At 64.6% G+C, this 15,750-nt stretch carries 14 protein-coding genes; 3 read left to right on the plus strand and 11 right to left on the minus strand.

The window, feature by feature from the left end; all coding sequences use genetic code 11:
* Positions 1–3: 3 nt before the first annotated feature.
* The 7 genes from N6H05_RS22835 to fsa form a co-directional block, all read right to left on the minus strand.
* Positions 4–3,231, minus strand: coding sequence for an efflux RND transporter permease subunit (locus tag N6H05_RS22835; RefSeq protein ID WP_069337822.1), 3,228 nt, complete (start codon positions 3,229–3,231; stop codon positions 4–6).
* 4 nt (positions 3,232–3,235) lie between these two features.
* Positions 3,236–4,393 (minus strand): efflux RND transporter periplasmic adaptor subunit, encoded by a 1,158-nt coding sequence (locus tag N6H05_RS22840; RefSeq protein ID WP_069337821.1) that lies wholly within the window; start codon positions 4,391–4,393, stop codon positions 3,236–3,238.
* 3 nt (positions 4,394–4,396) lie between these two features.
* Entirely contained in the window at positions 4,397–5,659 is a 1,263-nt protein-coding gene (locus tag N6H05_RS22845) for a TolC family protein (protein ID WP_048938604.1), read from the minus strand.
* A 74-nt stretch (positions 5,660–5,733) separates the two neighbouring features.
* The gene (locus N6H05_RS22850) at positions 5,734–6,069 is read right to left on the minus strand and encodes a hypothetical protein (protein WP_120249339.1); all 336 of its coding nucleotides are present in this window, start codon (positions 6,067–6,069) and stop codon (positions 5,734–5,736) included.
* Positions 6,070–6,732: 663 nt separating this feature from the next.
* Positions 6,733–7,941: a GGDEF domain-containing protein gene (locus N6H05_RS22855; protein ID WP_284111797.1), complete on the minus strand. Its 1,209-nt coding sequence runs from the start codon at positions 7,939–7,941 to the stop codon at positions 6,733–6,735.
* A 69-nt stretch (positions 7,942–8,010) separates the two neighbouring features.
* The gene (locus tag N6H05_RS22860; protein WP_284111798.1) at positions 8,011–8,337 is read right to left on the minus strand and encodes an antibiotic biosynthesis monooxygenase family protein; all 327 of its coding nucleotides are present in this window, start codon (positions 8,335–8,337) and stop codon (positions 8,011–8,013) included.
* Between the two features lie 86 nt (positions 8,338–8,423).
* Positions 8,424–9,077, minus strand: a complete 654-nt coding sequence (fsa, locus tag N6H05_RS22865; RefSeq protein WP_099231823.1) for a fructose-6-phosphate aldolase — start codon at positions 9,075–9,077, stop codon at positions 8,424–8,426.
* A 129-nt stretch (positions 9,078–9,206) separates the two neighbouring features.
* Here fsa and N6H05_RS22870 point away from each other — a divergent pair, with 129 nt between their 5' ends.
* From N6H05_RS22870 to N6H05_RS22880, 3 genes are read left to right on the plus strand one after another with little or no spacing between them, the layout of a single operon-like run.
* Positions 9,207–9,857, plus strand: a complete 651-nt coding sequence (locus tag N6H05_RS22870) for a DUF2490 domain-containing protein (RefSeq protein ID WP_284111800.1) — start codon at positions 9,207–9,209, stop codon at positions 9,855–9,857.
* A 38-nt stretch (positions 9,858–9,895) separates the two neighbouring features.
* A complete protein-coding gene (locus N6H05_RS22875; protein ID WP_284111801.1) occupies positions 9,896–12,064 on the plus strand; it encodes a primosomal protein N' in 2,169 nt (722 codons plus the stop codon).
* Positions 12,064–12,240 carry a DUF1289 domain-containing protein gene (locus N6H05_RS22880; RefSeq protein ID WP_284111802.1) on the plus strand — a complete coding sequence of 59 codons (177 nt, stop codon included), beginning with the start codon at positions 12,064–12,066 and terminating at the stop codon, positions 12,238–12,240. Before N6H05_RS22875 ends, N6H05_RS22880 begins: the two co-directional genes overlap by 1 nt.
* On the opposite strand, the gene yfiB is transcribed toward N6H05_RS22880, so the two are convergent.
* From yfiB to ada, 4 genes are all read right to left on the minus strand, one after another.
* The gene (yfiB, locus tag N6H05_RS22885; RefSeq protein WP_284111803.1) at positions 12,237–12,728 is read right to left on the minus strand and encodes an outer membrane lipoprotein YfiB; all 492 of its coding nucleotides are present in this window, start codon (positions 12,726–12,728) and stop codon (positions 12,237–12,239) included. The two genes, N6H05_RS22880 and yfiB, sit on opposite strands and share 4 nt — an antisense overlap.
* A 14-nt stretch (positions 12,729–12,742) precedes the next feature.
* A complete protein-coding gene (gene dgcN / locus N6H05_RS22890; RefSeq protein ID WP_284111804.1) occupies positions 12,743–13,972 on the minus strand; it encodes a diguanylate cyclase DgcN/YfiN in 1,230 nt (409 codons plus the stop codon).
* Between the two features lie 2 nt (positions 13,973–13,974).
* Positions 13,975–14,514, minus strand: a complete 540-nt coding sequence (yfiR, locus tag N6H05_RS22895; protein ID WP_284111806.1) for a regulatory sequestration protein YfiR — start codon at positions 14,512–14,514, stop codon at positions 13,975–13,977.
* Positions 14,515–14,606: 92 nt separating this feature from the next.
* Positions 14,607–15,695 carry a bifunctional DNA-binding transcriptional regulator/O6-methylguanine-DNA methyltransferase Ada gene (gene ada, locus N6H05_RS22900; protein ID WP_284111807.1) on the minus strand — a complete coding sequence of 363 codons (1,089 nt, stop codon included), beginning with the start codon at positions 15,693–15,695 and terminating at the stop codon, positions 14,607–14,609.
* Positions 15,696–15,750 lie beyond the last annotated feature (55 nt).

Consider the following 15,750-nt stretch of genomic DNA (forward strand, 5'->3'; position numbering starts at 1 on the left):
ACATCAGTGCTGCGGTTGAGCAGCCGGGGAGACCTCGACCTCTGGATCGTCCTCCTCGACCATGCTGGTGCGGCCGTATCGCGCGTAGAGCGTCGGCAGGACGAACAGGGTCAGGAGCGTCGCAGAGATCAGGCCGCCGATTACGACCGTCGCCAGCGGCTTCTGGACTTCGGCGCCAGCGCCACTGCCCAGGGCCATCGGCACGAAGCCAAGGCTTGCAACCAGCGCCGTCATGACCACCGGCCTCAGACGCTGAAGCGCGCCCACCCGAGCGGCTTCGGCCCGGTCCATGCCGGTTCGCATGAGATCCTGAATGGAGGACACCATGACGAGGCCGTTCAGGACCGCGATACCGGACAGCGCGATGAAACCGACCGCTGCGGAGATGGAGAAATCCATGCCCCGCAGGAAGAGGGCCAGCACGCCGCCCACCAAGGCGAGAGGAACGCCAGTGAACACGATGGCTGCATCACGGACCGACCCTAACGCGCCATAGAGGAGCAGCAGGATCAGAACGAAGCAAGCCGGGATCACCAGTTGCAACCGTTCCTGGGCCGATGCCAGATTCTCGAACTGGCCACCCCATTCGAGATAGCTGCCAGGCGGAAGACGCACTTCCTTACCAATGGCAGCCTGCGCATCTGCGACCACGCCGCCGACGTCACGGCCACGCACGTTTGCCTGGACGACAACGCGACGCTTGCCATTTTCACGACTGATCTGGTTTGGACCGTCGACGACGCGGATATCCGCCACGCTGGCCAGCGGCACAAACTGCCCACCCGGCGTCGGCACCTGAACCTGGCTCAGCAGCGATATATCGGCGCGCTGATCTTCGGAAAGACGGATCACCACCGGGAAACGGCGGTCGCCTTCGAAGATCATGCCCGACTGCTGGCCCCCCAGCGTTGCGTTCACGATGTCCTGCACGTCCTGAGCGGTAACGCCGAGGCGGGCCATGGCATCGCGATTGACGCGGATGTCGAGCATCGGAAGGCCCGTGGTCTGCTCGACCTTGACGTCAGCCGCCCCCTGCGTCCGTCGCAGGACGCTGGCGATCTTCTCCGCCGTCGCGTTCATCGAGTTGAAGTCGTCTCCGAAGACCTTGACCGCGATATCACCACGCACGCCAGCAATGAGCTCGTTGAAGCGCATCTGGATCGGCTGGGTGATCTCGTAGGCGTTGCCCGGAAACTTGGCGAGCTGCCCCTCGATCCGAGAGATGAGTTCCTCCTTCTTCAGGCTGGGGTCCGGCCATTCCTTCCGATCCTTGAGGATGACGAACATGTCCGTGGCGTTGGGCGGCATCGGGTCGGATGCCAGTTCGGCCGTACCCGTCTTGGAGAAGACGAACTTCACCTCCGGCTGCTTCGACATCATCTGCTCGATCGGCACCTGCATCGCCTGGCTCTGCTGCACCGACGTCGCCGGAATACGTAGAGCTTGGATCAATAGGTCGCCCTCATCGAGCTGCGGCAGGAAAACCTGTCCCAACGACATGAAGGCCAGGATCGCGAGAACGAAGCCGCCGACACCCGCACCGACAGTGACGACAGGCCGCTTCATCGCCCGGTCGAGACCGGGTTCGTAGCGGGCCTTGAGCCAGCCCATGATCCGCCCTTCCTTCTCCTCGATCCGCTTGGACAGCCACAGGGCAATCGCGGCAGGCACGAAGGTCAGGGAAAGGATGAAGGCACAGACCAGCGCGATGATGACGGTCAGCGCCATCGGTACGAAGGTTTTGCCCTCGACACCGGTCAGAGTGAGCAGCGGCACATAAACGAGGATGATGATCGCCTGGCCATAGACCGATGGCTTAATCATCTCGCGGGCAGCGGAAGCGACCGTGTCCAGCCGCTCCTTCACAGTCAGCAGGCGACCCTCATGATGCTGATGCTCCGCCATGCGTCGCAGGGCATTTTCGACGATGATGACGGCGCCATCGACGATGAGGCCAAAGTCGAGCGCGCCAAGGCTCATGAGGTTCGCTGACACGCCGGCACGCAACATGCCAAAGCCCGTCAGCATCATGGTCACCGGGATGATGACGGCGGCAATCAGCGCGGCTCGGAAGTTGCCGAGCAGCAGGAACAGCACCACGATGACGAGGATAGCGCCTTCGCCCAGATTCTTGGCAACCGTCTTGATAGTGGAATTCACCAGCGCCGTACGGTTCAGCACCGGCTGCACGATCACGTCCGGCGGCAGCGAGGCGTTGATCTCCTCTAGCCGGTTGGCGACCGCCGTCGCGACGGTACGGCTATTCTCGCCAATCCGCATAATGGCGGTGCCGACGACGACCTCGGTTCCGTTTTCAGATGCCGACCCCATGCGAATAGCCTGCCCGGTACGAACGGACGCGACTTGCCCAAGAGTGATGGGTACACCTTCCCGGGTGGCCACCACGATATTGGAAAGTTCGTCGGCGTTGCGGACAAGAGCGTCTGCACGGACTGCCAGACCTTCGCCATTGCGGTTGACGAAGCCGCCACCGACGCTGGTGTTATTACGTTCGAGGGCCGTGCTGAGCTGGGTCAGCGTGATCCCCATCGAAGCCAGGCGCTGGACGTCGGGCACGACGAGAAACTGCTTGGCATAGCCGCCGATCGAATCGACGCCAGCCAAGCCCTGCGTGTTCTTCAGCAGCGGCGAAACGATCCAGTCCTGCGCGGTACGCAGGTAGGTCGCCTTGTCGGTATCGTTGGTCAGCCGTTCGCCTTCCGGCGTGATGTAGCTGCCATCGGGCTGCATGCCGGGTTCACCCGGTTGATGCTTGTCGTCCTTGCGATGCTCCAGACGGACGGTCCACATATAGACCTCCCCCAGACCGGTGGCGATCGGGCCCATTTCGGGCGTTACGCCATCGGGCAAGTTCTCGGACACGCCTGTCAGACGCTCGCCGACCTGCTGGCGGGCGAAAAAGATATCCGTCTGATCGGAGAAGACGGCAGTGACCTGCGCAAAGCCGTTGCGGCTGAGCGAACGGCTATATTCGAGGCCCGGAATACCCGCGAGTGCGGTCTCGATCGGGAACGCGACCTGCTTTTCGACCAACTCGGGCGACAGCGCGGGCGCACGGACGTTGATCTGCACCTGGTTATTAGTGATGTCCGGCACCGCGTCGATCGGCAGGCGAGACAGAGCAGCGGCGCCGATCACAGCGGCTATGGCGGTCAGCAGCAGGACGAGCCAGCGCTTGTGAACCGCCCATGTTACGATTGGGGCGATCATCGGCTCAGTCCTCCGCGGCTTCGCTCTTGCCGAGTTCGGCCTTGAGCGTGAAGCTGTTGACGGTGGCGATCTCCTCAGTGCCCTTCAGGCCCGACTTGATGATCACGCTGTCGCCAGCACTGTCGCCCAGTTGGACGGCGGTCGCTTGGAACCCGGCCTTGGTCCGGACGAACACGACCGACCTGCCCTCTTCCGTCTGCACGGCAGTCAGCGGCACACGGATGGCCCCATCGCCGCCACTGCCGGTGAGCGCGACCGATGCCGTGACCGGCTCCCCGACGCGCCAGAGGCCATCCCGATTATCGAGGGTCGCGATGACGGGAACGAGTCGCGTATTGGTATCGAGCGCCGGCGACACGAACGTCACCTTCGCGGTCGCCTGTCGACCGGCTGCCTTGATGTTCACCGTTGCGCCCGGACGCACCCGGCCCGCATCCTGCGGCTGCAAGTTGAGAGAGAGTGACACGCTGGACAGGTTGGCAACCCGGAACAGTTCAGCGTCCGCCGCGACCGTCTGCCCCAGCACGACGCTGCGGCCGATGACCTGACCGGACATGGGCGCCACGATCCCGATGCGATTGAGGCCGCCGCCACCCGTGCCCGCGGCGGAAACCTGCTGCTGCGCCAGACGAAGGGCGATGCTGGCCTCGGTCGCTGCGGTGCGGGCAGCGATGAGATCCTGCTCAGGCGAGACCCGCTGAGAGAACAGGCGCTGCTCGCGGGCGAGATTGCTGTTTGCCAGAGATAGCCGGGCGCGTGCCGCTTCGGTCTCAGCGTTGAGAGAAGCTGCCTCGCGGCTTTCGATCACGGCCAGCGTCTGGCCGCGACCGATCGACTGTCCAAGGTTGCGGGTGAGCGATACGACCCTGCCGCCGATCGCAGCGGATACGACCTGCGTGCCTTGCGGATCACCGTCGATGGTAGCGGGGAGTTCGATCGTGCCCGAGCCGCCCATCATCGGGCGCGCCGTCTGAATGCCAGCCGATGCGATCTGATCGGCCGAGAGCGTGATCTTGCCCTCTTCGGCTTTCTCCCCTGCCTTTGCTTCAGCAGCGGGCGCCGCGTCGTTGGTCGGGTTCTCCTCGGCACCGCTTCCGCAAGCTGCGAGCGCCAGCATCAGGGACAGGGGCAAGGCGGCGTAGATGATCTTCTTAGATGTCATGGATCAGTTCCCCTGTTCCGGCGCGGGCGCTGTCAGGCGCTCCAGTTGCGCGCGGGCATTCTGATAAGAGGCAAGTGCGTCGATGGCGGCGAGGCGCGTCTGAGCAAGCGTGCGTTCTGCATCGAGCAGGTCGAGCTGGCCGAACTTGCCTTCGCGATAGCCGATGCGCGCGATGCGGGCCGCTTCCTGGGCCGCCTCAAGGGCAGGACCAGTAGCCGTCTGTGCAGTGACTGCGGCATTCGATGCCGATGTCTGCGCGTCGGTGATGGCCTGCTCGACATCGAGCGCTGTCATCCGCTTCTGGGCTTCCACCTGATTGCGCTGCGCGCGAGCCTGCGCGACAGCCGCCTTGCCCGAATTGAAGATCGGGATAGGCATCGTGACCGTGAAGATCAGGGCCGTATCATTGGTGGCTGACAGCCTGCGTAAACCAGGGCCTGCCTCGAGATTGGGGACTCGTTGAGAATTGGCGAGTCGAACATTGGCATCAGCTACGGCAAGGTCCGCATCTGCGGCCGCCAGGGCCAGAGTACCTGCCGCGCTCGGTGGGACTTCGGGACCATAGCCATGTGGCAAGCGCTCCAACCATGCCGTATCGAGCGGTCCGCCCATCGGCTGCCCAATCCGACGCTCGAGATTGGCGCGGCTGGCCTGAGCCAGGCGGATAGTCCGAACCAGTTCGGCATCGGCGTTGATCTTCGCGACATTGGCGCGCTGCTCCTCGATTGGAGAGGCCCGCCCGGCCTTTACCCGTACACTCGCAGCGTTCGCGGCGTCGCCGGCTATGCGCGCCTGATCGCGCGCCGTCTGGACACGCCGTTCGGCAGCAGCCGCTTCGATATACAGCTGCGTGACCTGCAGCCTGATGTCTGCCTGCGTGATCGCCGAGACTAGCAGCGCCTTGTCGGTCTGGGCATTAGCGACCGCGATGCGTGCGGACCGCTTGCCACCCAGTTCTATGGGAACAGCCATGCTGACCGTCGACTCGGCGCTACCAACGCCGCGATACGGTCCGCTTCCTGCGATATTCTCCACCTGCGTCTGCACGGTGGGATTGGGACGAAGACCAGCGACGGTACGTGCGGCGCGGGCCGCTTCGACATTGGCCTGCGCGGCTTCAGCCGCCGGGGCGCTGCCACCAGCGGCGGCAACCGCCTGATCAAGCGTATAGGGTGATGCCCCCGCTACCGCAGCGGGCATCTCCTGTGCCTGCGCCACAGCGACGCAGGACACGGCAGCCAATAAGGCTGCAATGGATCGGAACATGAATAGGAATCCTGAACACGAGTCATGGACGACCGGCGGCCTGAATTCAGGCGCAACGGTCCACTATGGCTCTGTCAGGCTATGGGTGGGCGTAGGTCGGGACCGATGGCCCAGCGCTTGGACGGGATCGGCGCAGGAATGAACGCAGGAGCGTTCACCGCGGAGGGGAGCACATCATCGCTGGCCGAAGCCGGCACAAACGCCGGAGCGCCCTGACAACCACCATGATGGTGCGGCATGCCCTTGTCGGCATCACCCTGCGTCTGGTCGGCATCGCCATCGCTATGCACGTAACCGGAGCATTCGATCGTGGGCGCCTGAGCGTTAGGAACTTCCTGAGCATGCACCATCGTCGTCGTCAGCATGGACAACGAAATCAGGCAGAGCAGGAAACGTCCCAAGCGGCGCATGACAGGCTACATAGTAGGCTTTCCGCAGAATGTCATCTGCAAAAGTAAAATCGCGGCATATTGGACTGTTTCTGAATGTTACATCAGATCATTGTGCCATGATAGCGCACTGATACACCATATCATCACGGATTAACTTTACCTAAACTATGATGCGATCGAATATACATCATGGCGCCGATAAGTATCATTCGAATAAATTTACATACCAGCCCAGACACAAGGCGCAATTTGCCAAAATAGCCAACCCCCGTCTTATGGGCATTACAGAACCATCGGAATAACACAGCACATCAGGCAGAGGCTTTGTGAGGCCGCTTCATCGGCAATGCCTACATGGACCTCAGAAGCGCTCCGTCATTCGTCATCATTGATATGATGCCGCTGAGCGCCGAACGTGTCCGCGATCTACCCCGGACCTCGCCGCGATCTTCGTGAATCTGATTTGTCGGCATGGCCGCCAGCGACACTTGTCCGCCAGCAGACCCCTTTGCCGCGCCCATAAAACAAGGATCGGAGCAGAAGTTGACAATGCCCCCCTTCCAGAGGAGCAGAAGTTGAAAATCAGCCGTGATCCTCTGATGACAAAAGCACCGGAAACTCTGGGGGGTCAGGAGCAGTCTTGCTGACAACCGACACAGAAAGATAACTCAGGGTCGCCAATCAGGCGCGGCGTCCCACTTTGGCGAGGCGCAGCGGCAGGGTCGCGACGCTCAGGTCCACGCCCGATTCAACCGACATGCGATCGCGCCCCTTGCGCTTGGCGTCATAGAGCGCGCGGTCTGCCCGATCGAACATATGCGGCAAAGCCTCCGTCGCCCTGATGCTGGTTGCTGCACCAATGCTGGTCGAGACCTGCAGACTCGCCCCGGCCACGCCCGCGCCACTCTGCGCGAAACGATGGCAGATGCGGCGGCCGAGTGCCGGCAGATTTTCGGGCGGAAGACCAAAGAGCAGAACGGCAAATTCATCGCCGCCCAGCCGCGCCACCAGTGCATTGGCGGGCACGCAATCCGTCAATATTGTGGCCAGCGCTAACAGCAGCCGGTCGCCCGTCGCGTGACCAAAGCCGTCATTGACCGCCTTGAAATGATCGACGTCGCACAGCAGCAGCGCCACCGGCTGGCCGGCCCGCCGCGCCAGCGCCATGCCGGCGGCCGCCTTCGCCTCGAACGCGCGGCGATTATAGGCGCCGGTCAGCGAATCCCGCTCCGCCAGCGCGGTGATCTGCCGTTCGCGCCGGTGCCGCACGGCCGCCAGCATCAGCAGCGCCAGCGACACCTCGACCAATATGCCCTCATAGAGCGAAGCCTTGATCAGCAGCCCCTTGAAGCCGACCAGACTGACGAACAGGCCCGGCATGAAGATCAGCCCCGACTTGGCGAGGTAGAATATCCCATGGCCAAGGAAGATGTGCCCCAGCCGCACCGCATCGCGCACTTCGCTGGTGCGGCGGAGCGAGAGCAGGAGGGACGCGGCCTTGAGCGACAGGATCGCGACCAGCGCTGAATTGACGAGGCCAAACAGGGCGGTGCGATCACTTGCCGGGTCGGTGCAGAGCAGCGCCACCCAGACCAGCAGCACGCCGAGCCAGATGCCGGGAAGGCGTCGCCCGGCAAAGGCCGCCGCCCCCTTGGCGAACAACAGATGCGCCACAACCAGCAGGCCATTGGCCAGCCAGACATAGAGAAGGAAGCTGTCCACCGTGCGCAGCACCGACATGCCGCTGCCCACCACGATGGTCGCGAATCCCGCGCTCCACCAGGCGAGCGAGCGCACCTTCGCCAGACGCCATTCGGCAGCCAGCACCAACGCCGCAACAAGGGCGATGGCCTGGGTCATGAGCAGCATGGTGACGGCGTCGATCGGCATGGACAGGTTCATCGGGGAAAGGAGCGTGCTATCTAGCCGAATATGCTGAACAAAAGGTTCCCGCCCGGCTCAGCTCGTCGCACGCGCCAGCAGGTCGTCGGTGACCGTCATGGTGAAGATCGGATCGGCATCCGCCGGCACTTCGGCGATCGCGTCGACAAAGGCAGCGCGGGCTTCCGGATCGTCATAGACCATCTTCGCGTCGAAGGCGGCGCGCCAGGTGGCCTCGTCCGGCCATTCGGCATAGCCCACGAACCGCCCGTCCGCATCGCGGTGCAGGCGCGATCCATAGCTGCCATATTTTTCACGGATGAGGTCGGTGCCGCGGCGCCAGGCTGCGCGGAACTGCTCCTCCTTGCCGGGGTGGACGCGCCACCAATAGACCGCAACGAACATGGCCACCTCCTTGTGCGGAGACAATGGCCGGGCGGCGGCAGGAGTTCCGGCGGGCAGGCCGATCGCCCGCCCGCCGGCAATGTCGCTTAGAGGATCGACTGGCCGGTCTTGGCCCAATCCGCCATGAAGCCGGCAATGCCCTTGTCGGTCAGCACATGGTTGAACAGCGCCTTGATGACGGCCGGCGGCGCGGTCATCACGTCGGCGCCGATCTTGGCGCTGTCGAGCACGTGGATCGGGTGACGGACCGAGGCGACCAGAATTTCGGTGTCGAACGCGTAATTGTCGTAGATCAGGCGGATGTCTTCGATCAGCTGCATGCCGTCGAAGCCATTATCGTCATGACGGCCGACGAAGGGCGAGATGAAGCTGGCGCCGGCCTTGGCCGCGAGCAGTGCCTGATTGGCGGAGAAGCAGAGGGTGACGTTCACCATCACGCCATCGTCGGTCAGCGCCTTGCAGGTCTTGAGGCCGTCGATAGTCAGCGGCACCTTGATGCAGACATTGGGGGCGATCTTCCGCAGGACCGCGGCTTCCTTCATCATCGTCTCATGGTCGAGCGCGACGACTTCGGCCGATACCGGGCCGTCGACGACGCCGCAGATTTCCTCGATCACTTCCAGGAACTTGCGGCCCGACTTGTGGATCAGCGACGGGTTGGTGGTGACGCCGTCGAGCAGGCCGGTGGCGGCCAGGTCGCGGATTTCGGCAATATCGGCGGTGTCGACGAAGAATTTCATGGGATGCTCCGGGGCAGGATTCGCGAATCGGCTCCCTTTAGCGGCTGGCCGATGGATTGGCCATCGGGGCGAACGGCGATTGCCTTGTCCCCCGCCGCCTTCTACCTCTTCCGCGATAAGGGAGCGGCCATGATGTTTGCGATGCGCGCATATATTTGCCTGACTGCCCTCGCCATGCTCGTCCTGCCCTTTCCTGTCTGCGCTGCGGATCAGGAGGCACAGCCCTGGCTCAGCACCGGCGGTGTCGCGCAGATCGACGATAATGACCGGATTGGCATCGACCTAAGCTATCGCCTGCGGCCGGCCGACGACCAGCTGCTGCAACGGATCACCCTGGACCATCGGATCGCCGATGGCGTGCAACTGGGCGGCGGCTTTGCCTTCGTCACCAGCCGGAAGCAGAAGGAGATGCGCTTCCACCAGCAGCTGATCGTGGATCTGGGCGTGCTGCAGAGCCGCACCCGGCTGGAACAGCGCTACATAGACAGCGCCGCGCAGCCAGCCTGGCGCCTGCGCGAACGCATTCAGCTCGACATCCCGCTGGAAAAGCAGCGCAAATGGTTCCTCCTGACCTCCGCCGAATTTTTCTTCGAACTGCACAAACCAAGCGCGGTCCAGGACAGCGAACTTGTCACCACGCGGCAACTGATCGGCCTGCGTCATGTGCTGACGCCGCGACTCGGCATCCAGCTCAGCTATATGCGCCAGCATAGTTTCCCCGACGACCGACCCAATGAGGTCGTCCATGTCCCCTGGCTGGCGATCGCCTGGCGGCTCTGACGATTTGCCAGAACGGCAAGAGCGGTTAAGGACGCTCCATGGCCCGCGCTCGTGTCCTCCTGCTCAATGCCGCCCTCGGCCCGCTCGACTATCGCATCCCCCATGGCATGACGGCCAGGCCGGGCAGCATCGTGATCGCCCCGCTGGGCCCGCGCCAGCTGGTCGGCGTGGTGTGGGACGAAGAATCCTTCCCGGATGTCGAAACGGTTGGCGACAATCGATTGCGCAACCTGCTGGAAGTGCTGGACGCGCCGCCGCTGCCCGAAACGCTGCGCCGGCTGATCGAATGGACTGCCGACTATTATCTCGCCCCGCCCGCCGCCGTACTGCGCATGGCGCTGGCGTCGATGTCCGCGCTGGAGGGCACGCGCACCGTCATCGAATATCGTGTCACCGGCCAGTTGCCCGATCGCATGACCGAACAGCGAACCCAGGCGATGGAACGGATCGGCGACCGGCAGGGGCTGGTGCGCGAACTGGCGATGATCGGCGGGGTCAGCGACACGGTGATCCGCGGTCTGGTGAAGGCCGGCGCGTTCGAACCGGTCGAGGTCAGCGTCGACACCCCTTTCCCCGAACCCGATCCAGATCATGCCCCGCCGGCTCTGTCCGACCAGCAGATGGCCGCAGCCACCGACATGGCAGACGCGGTGCGCGCCCACGCCTTCGCGCCCTTCCTGCTCGACGGCGTCACCGGATCGGGCAAGACCGAGGTCTATTTCGAGGCGATCGCCGCAGCCATCCGCGCCGGCAAGCAGACCTTGGTGCTGCTGCCCGAAATAGCCCTGACCGAACCCTTTCTGGAGCGGTTCGAGAAGCGCTTCGGCACGGTGCCGGTCAACTGGCATAGCGGCCTGCGCCAGAGCGAGCGACGCCGCGCCTGGCGCGCGATCGCCGCGGGCGAGGCCCGCGTCGTCGTCGGTGCCCGCTCCGCTTTGTTCTTGCCCTATCCCAATCTGGGCCTGATCGTCGTCGACGAGGCGCATGAAGCGAGCTTCAAGCAGGAGGAAGGCGTCCATTATCATGCACGCGACGTCGCCGTGATGCGGGGCCTTATCGAACATTTCCCGGTCGTTCTGGCCTCCGCCACGCCGGCGATCGAGACACGGCACCAGGTCGACCTTGGCCGCTATCGCGAGATCAAGCTGCCGGCCCGTTTCGGCGGCGCACAGATGCCCGATATCGAGGGCATCAACCTGCTGACCGATCCGCCCGAGCGCGGCCGCTGGATCGCGCCGCCGCTGGTGGTGGCGATGGAGGAAGTGCTGGCCAAGGGCGAGCAGAGCCTGCTCTTCCTCAACCGACGCGGCTATGCCCCGCTGACGCTTTGCCGCCATTGCGGCTATCGCTTCCAATGCCCCAATTGCACCAGCTGGATGGTCGAACATCGGCTGACCAAGCGGCTGGCCTGCCACCATTGCGGCCATGTCATCCCGGCGCCGCGCTTCTGCCCCGAATGCAAGGAAGAGGACAGCCTGGTCGCCTGCGGCCCCGGCGTCGAGCGCATCGCCGACGAGGTGAAGGCGCTGTGGCCACAGGCGCGGGTCGCCATCGCCACGTCAGACACGCTGCACTCGCCCGCCCGCGCCGCCGATTTCGTGAAGTCGGTCGAGGCCGGCGACATCGACATCATCGTCGGCACCCAGCTCATCACCAAGGGCTATCATTTCCCAAACCTGACCCTGGTCGGCGTGATCGACGCGGACCTTGGGCTGGAGGGCGGTGATTTGCGCGCGTCCGAACGCACCTTCCAGCAGATCATGCAGGTCGCCGGCCGCGCCGGGCGCGGCGAAAAGCCGGGCCATGTCTTCATCCAGACCCGCATGCCCGATGCCGAAGTGATCCAGGCGCTGATCGCCGGCGACAGCGAGCGCTTCTATCTGATCGAGACCGAAAATCGCCGCCGCGCCAATGCCCCGCCCTTCGGCCGTTTCGCCGCGATCATCATCTCCAGCGAGGATAGCGACGAAGCCGCCCAGACCGCGCGGCTGATCGGCAAGTCGGCGCCGCAAGTGGAGGGCATGCGGGTCTATGGCCCCGCCCCTGCGCCGCTTTCCGTGCTGCGCGGCCGCCATCGCCACCGGCTGCTGATCCATGCCACGCGCCAGATCGACATCCAGTCGGTGATCCGCGAATGGCTGGGCAATCTGGTGTGGAAATCGACCACCCGCGTCGCGGTGGACGTCGATCCCTACAGCTTCATGTAATGGTCGCGCCGATCGAGAGCCCCTGCCGCAATCTCTGTTCGCTCGATGCGGAACGGAGAGGCTGCACCGGCTGCGGCCGCACCCTCGGCGAAATCGTCCACTGGCGCAGCATGACCGACGCCCAGCGCGCCGCCGTCATGGCGCGGGTGCAGGATTTCGAGCCAATCCGTCGTTAAAGCGGCATGGCGTCACGCGGCGCAACGATGATCACCACGCGGCGGTTTTCCTGACGGCCGACCTCGCTATCGTTGCTTGCCACCGGCACCCGCAGGCCCATGCCCACCGGATGCAGCGCCGCCGGCGCCATGCCCCCCGCCGCCAGCGCGTCGGCAACGGCCTGCGCCCGCTTCTGCGACAATTGCTCATTATAGGCGGCCGTGCCGGTATTGTCGGTATGCCCCTCCACCTTGGCGCCGCGCACTTCGACGGCGACCAGCGCGCTCGCGATTCGGCTGATCACGTCGCGCTGCGCCGGGATCAGCACGCTCTGGTCGGTAGCGAACAGCAGCCGGTCGGCCATGCCGAATTCCCAGTTGCTGCCGACCGGCTGGAAACCATTGGCGCGCAACACCGTCTTCTGTGCTTCGGTGAAACCATCACTCGGCTGCACTGTCTGACAGGCCGCCAGCAGCGTCAGCGCCAGGAGGGAAAGAAGCTTTCGCATATTGTTCCTCATCATCAATTCCTGCCGCCGCTCCGCGCCTTGGCCGCATACATGGCCGCGTCAGCGTGGCGCAGCAGTGCGCGCGGATCGGCGCTGTCCTGCGGATAGAGGGCGCTGCCGATGCTCAGCGACGATCGGATGCTGGCGCCGTTCGGCAGCATGATCGGCTGGGTCATGCCAGCCCCGATCTGCGCCGACATCTGATCGGCCTCGGCTTGGGTTGCTCCTGCCGCCAGGATCAACGCAAACTCGTCACCGCCCAAACGGAAGGCCATGTCGCCCGATCGCAAGGCCATGCGCAACCGCGCGGCGATGACGATCAGCATGACGTCGCCGGCATCATGGCCATGGCTGTCATTGACCTGCTTGAAGCGGTTCACATCGACATAGATGACCGCGAAGGATGTGTCATCTTCATCGGCCCGCGCCATGGTTGCCGCCAATTCCCGCTCGAACATCGCACGATTGCCAAGGCCGGTCAGCGGATCGCGCGTCGCCTGGCGCTCCAGGATACGGTTCTCGTTCAAAATGCCGGTGTGCCATTCGTCCAGCTCGTCCAGCTCGTCCAGCAGGGCGTTGAAATCGCGTGCGAACTGATCGATTTCATGGATGCCGGCCACGGGCACGCGACGATCGAACTGGCGGTCGGTGCGGACCGCATGGGCGACTTGTGCGATATGGGCCAGTGGCCCCGTCACGTCGCGCTGCAAGCGCCGGGCCAGCAACTGGGTCGCAACGATCGTCAACCCCAGGCAGGCCAGCGCAGTGGCAATTCCCGACAGGATATAGCGCCCCAGGCCACCGGCATCGCCGAATACCTGCACTTCGGCCACGACGACCGGCCCATGATGGACCGGCACTCGCACAGGGCTGGGCCAGAACAGAGCATCCACAGTCCGCGAGAGTCCCCCGGCCATTCCGCGATCGGGCCGGTTCCAGGCCGCGATCAGCCGTCCATCGCGATCATGGAGTTCGACCGATCGCACGCTTTCGGAGGCAGCGACCGTGGCGATCCCCCGCCGCGCCGCGTCGATATCATCGAACACCAGGGCCGGCTCGACCGTATAGGCGACGGTCTGCGCGATCAGGGTCAGGTTGCGGGCGGCATAGCCGCGAATGACCGTGACGCCTGTCACCATCAGGGTCAGACCCGCCATCAGCACGGCAAACAGGATCAGGCGCAGATGCGCCCGCGCCAGCAACTGGCGCAAGGTCGGTATCCCGGTCGGGCTTGGTTCGGCCATGGTCAATAGCCCCCCTTCGCCACGCGCAGCACGCGCGGATCGACCCGCACCGCAGACCGCGACACTGCATCGATGTTGAGCTGGAAGGACAGGGTCTGCGGCGCGAACAACAGGCAGAACATAGCCCCGCCCGCGCAGTCGCGATCATTCTCCGCGATCGTCACCACCGCATTGCCGCGCACGGCGGCAATCAACCGCTGGCGCACCAGCGCATCCAGGCTTCCAAGGTAAAGCGCATCACAGCGCGCGGCCGGCGCGGCCTCGTCGGCGGCCAGCGCCACCGTGGCGATCCGTGCCCCGTTCGTCAGGCTGATTTCGCCCAGTTGATCACCATGAGCGACAGCCCCTGCCATGCACATGCGCACGACCGGCCGATCGGTCGGCCAGCGGGTAAATTCCAGGATCGACCCGACCATGCGCGCGACGCCAGCGGCCATCCGGTCCGGACCGGGGCCGATCGGCATCGCCACCGGCCGTGCCAGCGGCAATGCCACTGTCATGGTCGGCGTCATCAGCAACAGCCAGAACAACAGACTACGCAAGCCCAACCGCCCCCATCGAAGAAGGCGCGAGCCTATAGTTAATCAAAAGTTAAATTACGAGAATATTGTGACGCAAGCGGATCGAGAAAGGATCATTCACCTGTCGCCTTCGCTGTCATCTTCACGCGTCGTTCCCGGTCCAGCAGACTGCGCTTGCGATCGACTCCATAGGCATAGCCGCCCAGGCTTCCATCGCTGCGCAACACACGGTGGCACGGCACCAATATTGCCAGGCCATTGTCGCCACAGGCCGTCCCGGCCGCCCGCATCGCCCCCGGCCGGCCGATCGCAGCGGCGATCTCACCATAGCTGCGGGTCTCGCCAGCCGGGATCGCCCGCAAGGCGGCCCAGACCGCTTGCTGGAAGGCCGTTCCGCCGACATCGGTCGGCAGGTCAGCGCCCGCCCCCGGATTGTCCACCAGTGCAGCCACGGCACTCGCCCAGCGATCCAGCGCGGCGTCCGAGGGCAACAGAGTCGCGTTGGGGTATCGGCGGCGCAGGTCTGCCTCCCCTTCGTCAAAGGCGATGCGGCACAGGCCGCGCTCGGTCGCCGCGACCAGCAGCGCGCCCAGGCTCGTCTCGATCACGGCATGGCGGATATCGACGCCGCGCCCGCCCTCGCGCCAGGCGCTGGGCGTCATGCCCAGATGCCGTTCCGCATCGGCATAGGCCCGGCTCGGCGCGTTATAGCCGGCCTCATAGATCGCATCGGTCACGCTGCCGGGCGTCGCCAGCGCCGCCTTCAGCCGCTCGGTGCGCAGATCGCGGGCATAGGCGGCCGGGGTCAGGCCGGTGATCCGCTTGAACAAGCGATGGAAATGATGCGGCGCATAGCCGACATGCTCGGCCATCTCCTCCAGTCGAGGCGGCATTTCGGCGGCGCGGATCAGGCGGATCGCCGCCTCCACTGCCTGCTGGTCGCGCCCCACCTCATCCGGCCGGCAGCGCAGGCAGGCGCGGAAGCCCGCCGCACGGGCCGCCGCCCCGTCGGGCAGGAAGATCATATTCTCCCGCTTCGGGTGCCGGGCCGGGCAGCTCGGCTTGCAATAGATGCCGGTGGTCAGCACCGCCCCGACGAAGCAGCCATCCTGCCGGCGATCGCGCGCCAGAAAGGCGGTCCAGCAGTCTGCGGCATCGGGCATGGCGGCCGGGACAGGTTCGGGGCGTGTCATCTGGTTCATGAATATGGGGTAATCGAAACGGCTTGGCGAGGCTTCCCGTCGCTTGCGGTCAAAA

The organism is Sphingobium sp. WTD-1, from assembly GCF_030128825.1.
Taxonomy (GTDB): Bacteria; Pseudomonadota; Alphaproteobacteria; order Sphingomonadales; family Sphingomonadaceae; genus Sphingobium.